This is a genomic window from Lysinibacillus sp. FSL M8-0337, from assembly GCF_038593855.1.
Classification (GTDB): domain Bacteria; phylum Bacillota; class Bacilli; order Bacillales_A; family Planococcaceae; genus Lysinibacillus; species Lysinibacillus sphaericus_D.
Genome location: NZ_CP151996.1, coordinates 110,314 through 125,762, shown reverse-complemented (window position 1 = coordinate 125,762; position 15,449 = coordinate 110,314). Strand labels below are relative to the sequence as shown.

Here is a 15,449-nt window from a genome sequence, read left to right as displayed (position 1 = left end):
CCATAACAGGTTTATTTGTTGTAAATTAATATATAACAGTACATCTGAATTTTCACTATTTTTTGATAAAAGACCAAATTTTGATGATGAAACCGCTTTTTTAAGCGACAAAATTTGGTAAACTGTTTACAAACAAGGGGGCTATTCACAATGAAAAATGAAATCAATGCTGTACAAAAAAGTATTGCACAACAATTTATTACGATGTTACAAGACTGGATTCCACCCAACTCGTCCATCGCCATTGCTGTAGACAACTCCTATATTTACTTTAACTCTGGATATCATGGTATTCATCTAGAAGTAGGACGGCAAGTTGAACCAGGGAGTATTGCAGAGCAAGTATTACGCACAAATAAACGTACAGACGCAATATTAGATAATACTTTATTTGGTACACCCTATTATGGTATTGGCTACCCAGTACATATTCAGGACACACCAGCGGCATTAGTAGTTGTTTTACCTTCAACTTTTACTGCACAAAAATTGGAACCTTATCAATTTTTAACAGGGAAACAGGAAGAAGAATGGACCCCTGTAGTAATCGATAAAATTTCTTATATTGAGAGTCTCCAGAAAAAAACTTGGTTTTATGTAGAAAAGGAACAGTTTAAAACAAGCATTACACTTAAAGAATTACAAATGCGTTTACCTCCGTTTTTTATACGCATTCATAGATCCTATATAGTGAATATTCATTTCATAAAAAAAATGGCGCGTGATCTTACTTCGAATTTCATTGTTACTTTAAAGGATGGTACAGAATTACCTGTCAGCCAATCCTATCTTAATAACCTACGTAATGCGCTCGAATTTTAACAAAAATAAAAACAGCTGCAGAAGACAGCTGTTCAAGTATTGACACAAAAAAACCTGAGAATAAATTCTCAGGTTTTTATTTGCCTAGCGACGTCCTACTCTCACAGGGGGAAGCCCCCAACTACCATCGGCGCTAAAGAGCTTAACTTCCGTGTTCGGTATGGGAACGGGTGTGACCTCTTTGCCATCATCACTAGACTATATTCGACCTCCATTACACGGCGTATTACTGCGTCAGCTTCTCTCGTTCAATCAGTCACGTACAAAGGTACGCTCCTTCAATCACTTGTTTGCTTCCTTGTTCTACTTGTGTCTTGAAGCTCTCTTTTTAGAAAGATTGTTCTTTCAAAACTGGATAAACGGTGCATTGAATGTTTCAAACTTTTTTGGTTAAGTCCTCGATCGATTAGTATTCGTCAGCTCCATGTGTCACCACACTTCCACCTCGAACCTATCTACCTCATCGTCTTTGAGGGATCTTACTTACTTGCGTAATGGGAAATCTCATCTTGAGGGGGGCTTCATGCTTAGATGCTTTCAGCACTTATCCCGTCCACACATAGCTACCCAGCGATGCCTTTGGCAAGACAACTGGTACACCAGCGGTGTGTCCATCCCGGTCCTCTCGTACTAAGGACAGCTCCTCTCAAATTTCCTACGCCCACGACGGATAGGGACCGAACTGTCTCACGACGTTCTGAACCCAGCTCGCGTACCGCTTTAATGGGCGAACAGCCCAACCCTTGGGACCGACTACAGCCCCAGGATGCGATGAGCCGACATCGAGGTGCCAAACCTCCCCGTCGATGTGGACTCTTGGGGGAGATAAGCCTGTTATCCCCGGGGTAGCTTTTATCCGTTGAGCGATGGCCCTTCCATGCGGAACCACCGGATCACTAAGCCCGTCTTTCGACCCTGCTCGACTTGTAGGTCTCGCAGTCAAGCTCCCTTGTGCCTTTACACTCTACGAATGATTTCCAACCATTCTGAGGGAACCTTTGGGCGCCTCCGTTACCTTTTAGGAGGCGACCGCCCCAGTCAAACTGTCCGCCTGACACTGTCTCCTGCCCCGCTAAGGGGCATGGGTTAGAATTTCAATACAACCAGGGTAGTATCCCACCGACGCCTCCTTCGAAGCTGGCGCTCCGAGATCTCTGGCTCCTACCTATCCTGTACAAGTTGTACCAAAATTCAATATCAGGCTACAGTAAAGCTCCACGGGGTCTTTCCGTCCTGTCGCGGGTAACCTGCATCTTCACAGGTACTATAATTTCACCGAGTCTCTCGTTGAGACAGTGCCCAGATCGTTACGCCTTTCGTGCGGGTCGGAACTTACCCGACAAGGAATTTCGCTACCTTAGGACCGTTATAGTTACGGCCGCCGTTTACTGGGGCTTCAATTCGCAGCTTCGCTTGCGCTAACCACTCCTCTTAACCTTCCAGCACCGGGCAGGCGTCAGCCCCTATACGTCACCTTACGGTTTTGCAGAGACCTGTGTTTTTGCTAAACAGTCGCCTGGGCCTATTCACTGCGGCTCTCATGCGCTTGCACGCTCAAGAGCACCCCTTCTCCCGAAGTTACGGGGTCATTTTGCCGAGTTCCTTAACGAGAGTTCTCTCGCACACCTTAGGATTCTCTCCTCGACTACCTGTGTCGGTTTGCGGTACGGGCACCTCTCACCTCGATAGAGGCTTTTCTTGGCAGTGTGAAATCAGGAACTTCGTCCATACGGACTCGCCATCACAGCTCAACGTTACAGTGTGCGGATTTGCCTACACACACGCCTTACTGCTTGGACGCGCACAACCAACGGCGCGCTTACCCTATCCTACTGCGTCCCCCCATTTCTCAAACGGTGAGGAGGTGGTACAGGAATATCAACCTGTTGTCCATCGCCTACGCCTATCGGCCTCGGCTTAGGTCCCGACTAACCCTGAGCGGACGAGCCTTCCTCAGGAAACCTTAGTCATACGGTGGACGGGATTCTCACCCGTCTTTCGCTACTCATACCGGCATTCTCACTTCTAAGCGCTCCACCAGTCCTTCCGGTCTGACTTCAACGCACTTAGAACGCTCTCCTACCACTGACATCGTAGATGTCAATCCACAGCTTCGGTGAATCGTTTAGCCCCGATACATTTTCGGCGCAGCGTCACTCGACCAGTGAGCTATTACGCACTCTTTAAATGATGGCTGCTTCTAAGCCAACATCCTGGTTGTCTGTGCAACGCCACATCCTTTTCCACTTAACGATTACTTTGGGACCTTAGCTGGTGGTCTGGGCTGTTTCCCTTTTGACTACGGATCTTATCACTCGCAGTCTGACTCCCGTGTATAAATATCTGGCATTCGGAGTTTGTCTGAATTCGGTAAACCGGGATGGCCCCCTAGTCCAAACAGTGCTCTACCTCCAGTATTCTCATCACGAGGCTAGCCCTAAAGCTATTTCGGAGAGAACCAGCTATCTCCAAGTTCGATTGGAATTTCTCCGCTACCCACACCTCATCCCCGCACTTTTCAACGTGCGTGGGTTCGGGCCTCCAGTAAGTGTTACCTCACCTTCACCCTGGACATGGGTAGATCACCTGGTTTCGGGTCTACGACCACGTACTAATTCGCCCTATTCAGACTCGCTTTCGCTGCGGCTCCGCCTTCTAAAGCTTAACCTCGCACGTAATCGTAACTCGCCGGTTCATTCTACAAAAGGCACGCTATCACCCATTAACGGGCTCTAACTACTTGTAGGCACACGGTTTCAGGATCTCTTTCACTCCCCTCCCGGGGTGCTTTTCACCTTTCCCTCACGGTACTGGTTCACTATCGGTCACTAGGTAGTATTTAGCCTTGGGAGATGGTCCTCCCGGATTCCGACGGAATTTCACGTGTTCCGCCGTACTCAGGATCCACTCTGGAGGGAATGAACTTTCGACTACAGGGCTTTTACCTGCTCTGGCGGACCTTTCCAAGTCGCTTCATCTAACTCATTCCTTTGTAACTCCGTATAGAGTGTCCTACAACCCCAAGAGGCAAGCCTCTTGGTTTGGGCTCTTCCCGTTTCGCTCGCCGCTACTCAGGGAATCGATTTTTCTTTCTCTTCCTCCAGGTACTTAGATGTTTCAGTTCCCTGGGTCTGCCTTCAAGACGCTATGTATTCACGTCAAGATACTACGCGATTAAACGTAGTGGGTTCCCCCATTCGGAAATCTCCGGATCAAAGCTCACTTACAGCTCCCCGAAGCATATCGGTGTTAGTGCCGTCCTTCTTCGGCTCCTAGTGCCAAGGCATTCGCCGTGCGCCCTTAATAACTTAACCTGCAGCTTCCGATATACATCGTAATCCAGCGTCAGCTTCATTCGTTCGGTCAGTCACGTACAGAGGTACGCTCCTTCTCTCACTCAATCGCTTCCTTGTCTTACTCGTATCTCGAAACCTTCATTTGTTATTAAGCCTATAAAAAACTTAAAAAAATAAATGTGTTTGTTACAATTTCAATGTCGTTTTATCCAGTTTTCAAAGAACAAATAAAAATTGGTGGAGCCTAGCGGGATCGAACCGCTGACCTCCTGCGTGCAAGGCAGGCGCTCTCCCAGCTGAGCTAAGGCCCCAAGAGGTTATATATGGTGGGCCTAAATGGACTCGAACCATCGACCTCACGCTTATCAGGCGTGCGCTCTAACCAGCTGAGCTATAGGCCCTCTTGGAAGTTTTATAAAGTTAGTTATAAACCTTCAAAACTGAACGCAAAACGTAATCTTACAAACCCAAGGTTTGTATTCCGAAAATATCCTTAGAAAGGAGGTGATCCAGCCGCACCTTCCGATACGGCTACCTTGTTACGACTTCACCCCAATCATCTATCCCACCTTCGGCGGCTGGCTCCAAAAGGTTACCTCACCGACTTCGGGTGTTACAAACTCTCGTGGTGTGACGGGCGGTGTGTACAAGGCCCGGGAACGTATTCACCGCGGCATGCTGATCCGCGATTACTAGCGATTCCGGCTTCATGTAGGCGAGTTGCAGCCTACAATCCGAACTGAGAACGACTTTATCGGATTAGCTCCCTCTCGCGAGTTGGCAACCGTTTGTATCGTCCATTGTAGCACGTGTGTAGCCCAGGTCATAAGGGGCATGATGATTTGACGTCATCCCCACCTTCCTCCGGTTTGTCACCGGCAGTCACCTTAGAGTGCCCAACTAAATGATGGCAACTAAGATCAAGGGTTGCGCTCGTTGCGGGACTTAACCCAACATCTCACGACACGAGCTGACGACAACCATGCACCACCTGTCACCGTTGTCCCCGAAGGGAAAACCATATCTCTACAGTGGTCAACGGGATGTCAAGACCTGGTAAGGTTCTTCGCGTTGCTTCGAATTAAACCACATGCTCCACCGCTTGTGCGGGCCCCCGTCAATTCCTTTGAGTTTCAGTCTTGCGACCGTACTCCCCAGGCGGAGTGCTTAATGCGTTAGCTGCAGCACTAAGGGGCGGAAACCCCCTAACACTTAGCACTCATCGTTTACGGCGTGGACTACCAGGGTATCTAATCCTGTTTGCTCCCCACGCTTTCGCGCCTCAGTGTCAGTTACAGACCAGATAGTCGCCTTCGCCACTGGTGTTCCTCCAAATCTCTACGCATTTCACCGCTACACTTGGAATTCCACTATCCTCTTCTGCACTCAAGTCTCCCAGTTTCCAATGACCCTCCACGGTTGAGCCGTGGGCTTTCACATCAGACTTAAGAAACCACCTGCGCGCGCTTTACGCCCAATAATTCCGGACAACGCTTGCCACCTACGTATTACCGCGGCTGCTGGCACGTAGTTAGCCGTGGCTTTCTAATAAGGTACCGTCAAGGTACAGCCAGTTACTACTGTACTTGTTCTTCCCTTACAACAGAGTTTTACGAACCGAAATCCTTCTTCACTCACGCGGCGTTGCTCCATCAGGCTTTCGCCCATTGTGGAAGATTCCCTACTGCTGCCTCCCGTAGGAGTCTGGGCCGTGTCTCAGTCCCAGTGTGGCCGATCACCCTCTCAGGTCGGCTACGCATCGTCGCCTTGGTGAGCCGTTACCTCACCAACTAGCTAATGCGCCGCGGGCCCATCCTATAGCGACAGCCGAAACCGTCTTTCAGTATTGTCCCATGAGGAACAATAGATTATTCGGTATTAGCCCCGGTTTCCCGGAGTTATCCCAAACTATAAGGTAGGTTGCCCACGTGTTACTCACCCGTCCGCCGCTAACGTCGAAGGAGCAAGCTCCTTCTCTGTTCGCTCGACTTGCATGTATTAGGCACGCCGCCAGCGTTCGTCCTGAGCCAGGATCAAACTCTCCATAAAAGAAATTTGATTAGCTCAAATTGTTTTGCTGGCATCAATTTTGATGTCCAAAATTTTGTTTCGTTCACTAACGAAGTTAGCTAGTAAAAACTATATTGATTACGTTTTGCTTGTTCAGTTTTCAAGGTTCATTTACATTAATTGGTGGAGCCTAGCGGGATCGAACCGCTGACCTCCTGCGTGCAAGGCAGGCGCTCTCCCAGCTGAGCTAAGGCCCCATAAATTGTATTTTAGGAAATGGTCGGGAAGACAGGATTCGAACCTGCGACCCCTTGGTCCCAAACCAAGTGCTCTACCAAGCTGAGCTACTTCCCGTTTATTTATTGGCGCGCCCGGCAGGAGTCGAACCCACAACCTTCTGATCCGTAGTCAGACGCTCTATCCAATTGAGCTACGGGCGCTAAATATTAAAAATGGTGCCGAGGGCCGGAATCGAACCGGCACGGTAGTCACCTACCGCAGGATTTTAAGTCCTGTGCGTCTGCCAGTTCCGCCACCCCGGCACATTTGGAGCGGAAGACGAGGTTCGAACTCGCGACCCCCACCTTGGCAAGGTGGTGTTCTACCACTGAACTACTTCCGCATGTGCATAAGATTATTTATCCTGGCAATTATTATTTTAATATATAAATGGTGCGGGTGAAGGGAGTCGAACCCCCACGCCTTGCGGCGCTAGATCCTAAGTCTAGTGCGTCTGCCAATTCCGCCACACCCGCATATTATTGTTGGCAATTAAAATGGTGAGCCATGAAGGACTCGAACCTTCGACCCTCTGATTAAAAGTCAGATGCTCTACCAACTGAGCTAATGGCTCAAAAAATGGTGCCGGCTATAGGAATCGAACCCACGACCTACTGATTACAAGTCAGTTGCTCTACCTGCTGAGCTAAACCGGCATATGGTGGAGGATGACGGGCTCGAACCGCCGACCCTCTGCTTGTAAGGCAGATGCTCTCCCAGCTGAGCTAATCCTCCTGGGTATTATGCCTAGCGACGTCCTACTCTCACAGGGGGAAGCCCCCAACTACCATCGGCGCTAAAGAGCTTAACTTCCGTGTTCGGTATGGGAACGGGTGTGACCTCTTTGCCATCATCACTAGACTATTTAAAAGACAAGATTCATTATAACATAAAATATTATAATTACAAGCTTTTTTTAAAAACTTACTTGTTCTTTCAAAACTGGATAAACGGTGCATTGAATGTTTCAAACTTTTTTGGTTAAGTCCTCGATCGATTAGTATTCGTCAGCTCCATGTGTCACCACACTTCCACCTCGAACCTATCTACCTCATCGTCTTTGAGGGATCTTACTTACTTGCGTAATGGGAAATCTCATCTTGAGGGGGGCTTCATGCTTAGATGCTTTCAGCACTTATCCCGTCCACACATAGCTACCCAGCGATGCCTTTGGCAAGACAACTGGTACACCAGCGGTGTGTCCATCCCGGTCCTCTCGTACTAAGGACAGCTCCTCTCAAATTTCCTACGCCCACGACGGATAGGGACCGAACTGTCTCACGACGTTCTGAACCCAGCTCGCGTACCGCTTTAATGGGCGAACAGCCCAACCCTTGGGACCGACTACAGCCCCAGGATGCGATGAGCCGACATCGAGGTGCCAAACCTCCCCGTCGATGTGGACTCTTGGGGGAGATAAGCCTGTTATCCCCGGGGTAGCTTTTATCCGTTGAGCGATGGCCCTTCCATGCGGAACCACCGGATCACTAAGCCCGTCTTTCGACCCTGCTCGACTTGTAGGTCTCGCAGTCAAGCTCCCTTGTGCCTTTACACTCTACGAATGATTTCCAACCATTCTGAGGGAACCTTTGGGCGCCTCCGTTACCTTTTAGGAGGCGACCGCCCCAGTCAAACTGTCCGCCTGACACTGTCTCCTGCCCCGCTAAGGGGCATGGGTTAGAATTTCAATACAACCAGGGTAGTATCCCACCGACGCCTCCTTCGAAGCTGGCGCTCCGAGATCTCTGGCTCCTACCTATCCTGTACAAGTTGTACCAAAATTCAATATCAGGCTACAGTAAAGCTCCACGGGGTCTTTCCGTCCTGTCGCGGGTAACCTGCATCTTCACAGGTACTATAATTTCACCGAGTCTCTCGTTGAGACAGTGCCCAGATCGTTACGCCTTTCGTGCGGGTCGGAACTTACCCGACAAGGAATTTCGCTACCTTAGGACCGTTATAGTTACGGCCGCCGTTTACTGGGGCTTCAATTCGCAGCTTCGCTTGCGCTAACCACTCCTCTTAACCTTCCAGCACCGGGCAGGCGTCAGCCCCTATACGTCACCTTACGGTTTTGCAGAGACCTGTGTTTTTGCTAAACAGTCGCCTGGGCCTATTCACTGCGGCTCTCATGCGCTTGCACGCTCAAGAGCACCCCTTCTCCCGAAGTTACGGGGTCATTTTGCCGAGTTCCTTAACGAGAGTTCTCTCGCACACCTTAGGATTCTCTCCTCGACTACCTGTGTCGGTTTGCGGTACGGGCACCTCTCACCTCGATAGAGGCTTTTCTTGGCAGTGTGAAATCAGGAACTTCGTCCATACGGACTCGCCATCACAGCTCAACGTTACAGTGTGCGGATTTGCCTACACACACGCCTTACTGCTTGGACGCGCACAACCAACGGCGCGCTTACCCTATCCTACTGCGTCCCCCCATTTCTCAAACGGTGAGGAGGTGGTACAGGAATATCAACCTGTTGTCCATCGCCTACGCCTATCGGCCTCGGCTTAGGTCCCGACTAACCCTGAGCGGACGAGCCTTCCTCAGGAAACCTTAGTCATACGGTGGACGGGATTCTCACCCGTCTTTCGCTACTCATACCGGCATTCTCACTTCTAAGCGCTCCACCAGTCCTTCCGGTCTGACTTCAACGCACTTAGAACGCTCTCCTACCACTGACATCGTAGATGTCAATCCACAGCTTCGGTGAATCGTTTAGCCCCGATACATTTTCGGCGCAGCGTCACTCGACCAGTGAGCTATTACGCACTCTTTAAATGATGGCTGCTTCTAAGCCAACATCCTGGTTGTCTGTGCAACGCCACATCCTTTTCCACTTAACGATTACTTTGGGACCTTAGCTGGTGGTCTGGGCTGTTTCCCTTTTGACTACGGATCTTATCACTCGCAGTCTGACTCCCGTGTATAAATATCTGGCATTCGGAGTTTGTCTGAATTCGGTAAACCGGGATGGCCCCCTAGTCCAAACAGTGCTCTACCTCCAGTATTCTCATCACGAGGCTAGCCCTAAAGCTATTTCGGAGAGAACCAGCTATCTCCAAGTTCGATTGGAATTTCTCCGCTACCCACACCTCATCCCCGCACTTTTCAACGTGCGTGGGTTCGGGCCTCCAGTAAGTGTTACCTCACCTTCACCCTGGACATGGGTAGATCACCTGGTTTCGGGTCTACGACCACGTACTAATTCGCCCTATTCAGACTCGCTTTCGCTGCGGCTCCGCCTTCTAAAGCTTAACCTCGCACGTAATCGTAACTCGCCGGTTCATTCTACAAAAGGCACGCTATCACCCATTAACGGGCTCTAACTACTTGTAGGCACACGGTTTCAGGATCTCTTTCACTCCCCTCCCGGGGTGCTTTTCACCTTTCCCTCACGGTACTGGTTCACTATCGGTCACTAGGTAGTATTTAGCCTTGGGAGATGGTCCTCCCGGATTCCGACGGAATTTCACGTGTTCCGCCGTACTCAGGATCCACTCTGGAGGGAATGAACTTTCGACTACAGGGCTTTTACCTGCTCTGGCGGACCTTTCCAAGTCGCTTCATCTAACTCATTCCTTTGTAACTCCGTATAGAGTGTCCTACAACCCCAAGAGGCAAGCCTCTTGGTTTGGGCTCTTCCCGTTTCGCTCGCCGCTACTCAGGGAATCGATTTTTCTTTCTCTTCCTCCAGGTACTTAGATGTTTCAGTTCCCTGGGTCTGCCTTCAAGACGCTATGTATTCACGTCAAGATACTACGCGATTAAACGTAGTGGGTTCCCCCATTCGGAAATCTCCGGATCAAAGCTCACTTACAGCTCCCCGAAGCATATCGGTGTTAGTGCCGTCCTTCTTCGGCTCCTAGTGCCAAGGCATTCGCCGTGCGCCCTTAATAACTTAACCTAGTTATTAAGCCTAAAAACTTAATTTAAAAAATAAATGTGTTTGTTACAATTTCAATGTCGTTTTATCCAGTTTTCAAAGAACAAGTTTTGAAGTATTTCATCGTAATGATGAACCTTCAAAACTGAACGCAAAACGTAATCTTACAAACCCAAGGTTTGTATTCCGAAAATATCCTTAGAAAGGAGGTGATCCAGCCGCACCTTCCGATACGGCTACCTTGTTACGACTTCACCCCAATCATCTATCCCACCTTCGGCGGCTGGCTCCAAAAGGTTACCTCACCGACTTCGGGTGTTACAAACTCTCGTGGTGTGACGGGCGGTGTGTACAAGGCCCGGGAACGTATTCACCGCGGCATGCTGATCCGCGATTACTAGCGATTCCGGCTTCATGTAGGCGAGTTGCAGCCTACAATCCGAACTGAGAACGACTTTATCGGATTAGCTCCCTCTCGCGAGTTGGCAACCGTTTGTATCGTCCATTGTAGCACGTGTGTAGCCCAGGTCATAAGGGGCATGATGATTTGACGTCATCCCCACCTTCCTCCGGTTTGTCACCGGCAGTCACCTTAGAGTGCCCAACTAAATGATGGCAACTAAGATCAAGGGTTGCGCTCGTTGCGGGACTTAACCCAACATCTCACGACACGAGCTGACGACAACCATGCACCACCTGTCACCGTTGTCCCCGAAGGGAAAACCATATCTCTACAGTGGTCAACGGGATGTCAAGACCTGGTAAGGTTCTTCGCGTTGCTTCGAATTAAACCACATGCTCCACCGCTTGTGCGGGCCCCCGTCAATTCCTTTGAGTTTCAGTCTTGCGACCGTACTCCCCAGGCGGAGTGCTTAATGCGTTAGCTGCAGCACTAAGGGGCGGAAACCCCCTAACACTTAGCACTCATCGTTTACGGCGTGGACTACCAGGGTATCTAATCCTGTTTGCTCCCCACGCTTTCGCGCCTCAGTGTCAGTTACAGACCAGATAGTCGCCTTCGCCACTGGTGTTCCTCCAAATCTCTACGCATTTCACCGCTACACTTGGAATTCCACTATCCTCTTCTGCACTCAAGTCTCCCAGTTTCCAATGACCCTCCACGGTTGAGCCGTGGGCTTTCACATCAGACTTAAGAAACCACCTGCGCGCGCTTTACGCCCAATAATTCCGGACAACGCTTGCCACCTACGTATTACCGCGGCTGCTGGCACGTAGTTAGCCGTGGCTTTCTAATAAGGTACCGTCAAGGTACAGCCAGTTACTACTGTACTTGTTCTTCCCTTACAACAGAGTTTTACGAACCGAAATCCTTCTTCACTCACGCGGCGTTGCTCCATCAGGCTTTCGCCCATTGTGGAAGATTCCCTACTGCTGCCTCCCGTAGGAGTCTGGGCCGTGTCTCAGTCCCAGTGTGGCCGATCACCCTCTCAGGTCGGCTACGCATCGTCGCCTTGGTGAGCCGTTACCTCACCAACTAGCTAATGCGCCGCGGGCCCATCCTATAGCGACAGCCGAAACCGTCTTTCAGTATTGTCCCATGAGGAACAATAGATTATTCGGTATTAGCCCCGGTTTCCCGGAGTTATCCCAAACTATAAGGTAGGTTGCCCACGTGTTACTCACCCGTCCGCCGCTAACGTCGAAGGAGCAAGCTCCTTCTCTGTTCGCTCGACTTGCATGTATTAGGCACGCCGCCAGCGTTCGTCCTGAGCCAGGATCAAACTCTCCATAAAAGAAATTTGATTAGCTCAAATTGTTTTGCTGGCATCAATTTTGATGTCCAAAATTTTGTTTCGTTCACTAACGAAGTTAGCTACTAAAAACTATATTGATTACGTTTTGCTTGTTCAGTTTTCAAGGTTCATTTCGTTGCCGTTTGTTTCAGCAACTTTTATATAATAACATTTTCAAACTTCGTTGTCAACAACTTTTTTAAAATACTTTACTTCTTTAAGAAGCGACAACTTTTAAATCTTACCACTTCCAAATGTTGTTGTCAACATTTTTTTGCAGTCATTATTTAAGAAGTTTGTAATACTTAATGTTGCGTCGTCTTAACGACAAGTAATAATTTATCACGTTTCTAAAATCTCTGCAAGTATTTTTCTACAAAAATATTATTTCTTTAAAAAAACGTCATTAGTAAGCTATTAATAGTAGTTTCTAGCTACGATGTTTTTACAATTATTCTTGCTTTGAAAACATTGTTATTACTATACCTCTGTTTTTGTCATTTCTCAATAAAAAAAGAGACCCTTTTCAACAAGGATCTCCTAATTTAATGATTATTTCGTTATATGACGCATTGTTGGGAATAATAGTACATCACGAATTGATGGTGAGTTTGTAAGAAGCATGATTAGACGGTCAATACCAATACCTAATCCACCTGTTGGCGGCATACCGTATTCTAAAGCTTCAATAAAGTCATTATCCATTTCGTGTGCTTCGTCATTGCCCGCCTCTTTTTCAGCTAGTTGCGCCTCAAAGCGTTCACGTTGATCGATTGGATCATTAAGCTCTGTGAATGCATTCGCATGCTCACGACGTACGATAAACAGCTCAAAACGATCTGTGAAACGCTCGTCTTCTGGGTTTTTCTTCGCTAAAGGAGAGATTTCTACAGGGTGACCGAATACAAAAGTTGGCTGCACTAGTGTTTCTTCTACTTTTTGCTCGAAGAATTCATTAATAATATGACCGACTTCATGCGCCGCTTTGACTTCTACCCCGTGTTCTTTTGCAAGTGCTTGCGCTTGTTCCTTCGTCATTGGCTGCCAGAAATCAACGCCTGTAGCTTCTTTAACTGCATCTACCATATGAACACGTCTCCAACCTACAGCAAGGTTAATTTCATCTTCACCGTATTGTACGGATGTTGTGCCAAGAACTTCTTGTGCTACATGGGCAATTAAGTTTTCTGTTAATGACATGATATCTTTGTAGTCTGCATATGCTTCGTACAGCTCAATCATTGTGAACTCCGGATTGTGACGAGTAGAGATACCTTCGTTACGGAATACACGGCCAATCTCATAAACTTTTTCTAGTCCACCCACGATTAAACGTTTTAGGTGCAACTCGATAGCAATACGCATGTATAGTTCCATATCAAGTGCATTATGGTGAGTAATAAACGGACGAGCCGCTGCACCACCAGCAATTGTATGAAGCATTGGTGTTTCTACTTCTAAGTAGCCTGCATTATCTAAATAGTTACGAATTGCGCGGATAATTTTAGAACGCGTAATAAATGTTTTTTTGCTATCTTCGTTTGTCATTAAATCTAAATAACGTTGACGGTATCGTTGTTCTACATCTTGTAAGCCATGGAATTTTTCAGGCATAGGACGTAGCGCTTTTGTTAGGAACGTAAATCCTTCAGCCTTCACTGAAAGCTCTCCCACTTGCGTACGGAATACGTTACCACGTACACCTACGATATCACCAAGGTCAGCTTGTTTAAATAAGTCATAAGCTTCTTCACCAACATGATCCTGACGAACGTAAATTTGAATTTGTCCACCTAAATCTTGAATATGTGCAAAGCCAGCTTTCCCTTTACCGCGCTTTGTCATAATACGACCTGCGATAATTACTTCTTGTAGGTTTTCTTCTAGCTGTTCTTTTGTTTGATCTGCAAATTGTTCGCGCACTTCTGTAGAAAGATGTGTACGCTCAAATCGACTACCAAATGGATCTTGACCGTTCTCTTGAATAGCAGTCATTTTTTGACGTCTCACCAATAGCTGATCATTTAACTCTTCTATGTTTGACACTTGTTTCACTCCTTATTAAATTGTCCGCGTTTACGTCCATAATATTTCTATTGTACACAATTTTAAAGCTGTATTCATCTGTTTCGGTTTAAATTCCACAAGAGTTAAAATAATTAATAATTCTAAAAATTAAAGTGGGCAGATCAGGTTGTTCTATATTTACTTTTTACATTAATCATAGCAAAAGAGACATCTCAAATTTAAATTGAGATGCCCCTTATCCCATTATATGATAATTTCTTTTTGCTCTGGTACATAAATTTCAGACTCACGTTGCTCATATTCTTGCACAATACCATTTAATATAGCACGTAATTCTGTTGCTGTTTCGGTTTGGTTAATAGCACTGCGAGCTTTACCGTTACCACGAATACCTTTTAAATACCACGATGCATGCTTACGCATTTCGCGCACAGCCACACTCTCTCCTTTTAATTGCATTAGGCGTTCAAAGTGCAATAAACATACATCCATTTTTTCACGAACGCCAGGCTCGTCTTTTAACTCTCCTGTTTCCAAATACTGAACTGTACGATAAATCATCCACGGATTACCTAATGCTGCTCGTCCGATCATTACAGCATCCACCCCTGTTGTATCTAGCATACGCTTTGCATCTTGGGGCGATTCAACATCACCATTGCCAAGCACAGGGATATTGACATTTTCCTTTACTTGACGAATAATATCCCAATTTGCTTTTCCTTCGTACATTTGCACACGTGTACGACCATGAACCGCTACTGCTGAAGCGCCGGCACGTTCCACAGCCTGCGCATTTTCCACAGCAAAGACATGTTCATCGTCCCACCCAATACGCATTTTTACACTGACTGGCTTTTTCACCGCATCAACAACCGCAGCTACCATTTCGTAAACTTTGTTTGGATCTAGCAGTAAACGCGCACCTGCTTCACACTTAATTATTTTATTGACTGGACAGCCCATATTAATATCAATAATATCGGCAGTTGTATTTTCGTCTACATACTTCGCCGCTTCTACAAGTGTCGTTTTATCTCCACCAAAAATTTGTAGGGAAAGGGGATTTTCACGTTCGTCAATATATAGCATACCTAACGTCTTTTCGTTTTTACTAACAATCCCTTTATCACTAATCATTTCTGCATATACTAGCCCTGCTCCGAATTCTTTCACCGTTAATCGAAAAGCAGAGTTACAGATACCAGCCATTGGTGCTAATACGACACGGTTGTCCATGACAATATCGCCAATTTGAAACGGCTTTTCAGTTGTCTGACTCAACGTCGATTTCCTCCTTCTATGGGCTTTCACCCGTCATTGCTAAAGATGTATTGTTAATGCTTTTGGCATTTATTATTAAGCTCTCCACAAAT

The 15,449-nt window shown here is 47.3% G+C and carries 3 protein-coding genes, 11 tRNA genes and 6 rRNA genes; 1 reads left to right on the top strand and 19 read right to left on the bottom strand.

The window, feature by feature from the left end:
- Positions 1–150 precede the first annotated feature (150 nt).
- A complete protein-coding gene (locus tag MKY08_RS00615) occupies positions 151–822 on the top strand; it encodes a LytTR family DNA-binding domain-containing protein (RefSeq protein WP_069508718.1) in 672 nt (223 codons plus the stop codon).
- An 82-nt stretch (positions 823–904) separates the two neighbouring features.
- Here MKY08_RS00615 and rrf (MKY08_RS00610) read toward each other — a convergent pair.
- The 19 genes from rrf (MKY08_RS00610) to dusB all read right to left on the bottom strand — a co-directional run bounded on the left by rrf (MKY08_RS00610) (position 905) and on the right by dusB (position 15,357).
- Positions 905–1,020, bottom strand: a 5S ribosomal RNA gene (gene rrf / locus MKY08_RS00610).
- Positions 1,021–1,208: 188 nt separating this feature from the next.
- A 23S ribosomal RNA gene (locus MKY08_RS00605) occupies positions 1,209–4,136 on the bottom strand.
- Positions 4,137–4,353: 217 nt separating this feature from the next.
- Positions 4,354–4,429, bottom strand: a tRNA-Ala gene (locus MKY08_RS00600).
- 13 nt (positions 4,430–4,442) lie between these two features.
- Positions 4,443–4,519, bottom strand: a tRNA-Ile gene (locus MKY08_RS00595).
- A 96-nt stretch (positions 4,520–4,615) separates the two neighbouring features.
- Positions 4,616–6,167, bottom strand: a 16S ribosomal RNA gene (locus MKY08_RS00590).
- A 142-nt stretch (positions 6,168–6,309) separates the two neighbouring features.
- Positions 6,310–6,385, bottom strand: a tRNA-Ala gene (locus MKY08_RS00585).
- A gap of 20 nt (positions 6,386–6,405) precedes the next feature.
- Positions 6,406–6,482: transfer RNA gene (locus tag MKY08_RS00580), tRNA-Pro, on the bottom strand.
- Positions 6,483–6,491: 9 nt separating this feature from the next.
- A tRNA-Arg gene (locus MKY08_RS00575) sits at positions 6,492–6,568 on the bottom strand.
- Between the two features lie 13 nt (positions 6,569–6,581).
- A tRNA-Leu gene (locus MKY08_RS00570) sits at positions 6,582–6,670 on the bottom strand.
- A gap of 5 nt (positions 6,671–6,675) precedes the next feature.
- Positions 6,676–6,750 (bottom strand) — tRNA-Gly (locus tag MKY08_RS00565).
- A 48-nt stretch (positions 6,751–6,798) separates the two neighbouring features.
- Positions 6,799–6,883: transfer RNA gene (locus tag MKY08_RS00560), tRNA-Leu, on the bottom strand.
- A gap of 22 nt (positions 6,884–6,905) precedes the next feature.
- Positions 6,906–6,981: transfer RNA gene (locus MKY08_RS00555), tRNA-Lys, on the bottom strand.
- 6 nt (positions 6,982–6,987) lie between these two features.
- Positions 6,988–7,063: transfer RNA gene (locus tag MKY08_RS00550), tRNA-Thr, on the bottom strand.
- A 3-nt stretch (positions 7,064–7,066) separates the two neighbouring features.
- Positions 7,067–7,142 (bottom strand) — tRNA-Val (locus MKY08_RS00545).
- A gap of 10 nt (positions 7,143–7,152) precedes the next feature.
- A 5S ribosomal RNA gene (gene rrf / locus MKY08_RS00540) occupies positions 7,153–7,268 on the bottom strand.
- Between the two features lie 116 nt (positions 7,269–7,384).
- A 23S ribosomal RNA gene (locus MKY08_RS00535) occupies positions 7,385–10,312 on the bottom strand.
- A 181-nt stretch (positions 10,313–10,493) separates the two neighbouring features.
- Positions 10,494–12,045 (bottom strand): 16S ribosomal RNA (locus tag MKY08_RS00530).
- Together the 16S, 23S and 5S rRNA genes with 11 tRNA genes alongside form the textbook arrangement of a ribosomal RNA operon.
- Before the next feature lie 552 nt (positions 12,046–12,597).
- Positions 12,598–14,100, bottom strand: a complete 1,503-nt coding sequence (gene lysS / locus MKY08_RS00525; protein WP_176723162.1) for a lysine--tRNA ligase — start codon at positions 14,098–14,100, stop codon at positions 12,598–12,600.
- 216 nt (positions 14,101–14,316) lie between these two features.
- A complete protein-coding gene (gene dusB / locus MKY08_RS00520) occupies positions 14,317–15,357 on the bottom strand; it encodes a tRNA dihydrouridine synthase DusB (RefSeq protein ID WP_069510868.1) in 1,041 nt (346 codons plus the stop codon).
- Positions 15,358–15,449 lie beyond the last annotated feature (92 nt).

Bases quoted from the DNA above. Each gene is read 5' to 3' on its own strand.
- MKY08_RS00615 (WP_069508718.1), top strand. From the start codon at position 151: ATGAAAAATGAAATCAATGCTGTACAAAAAAGTATTGCACAACAATTT.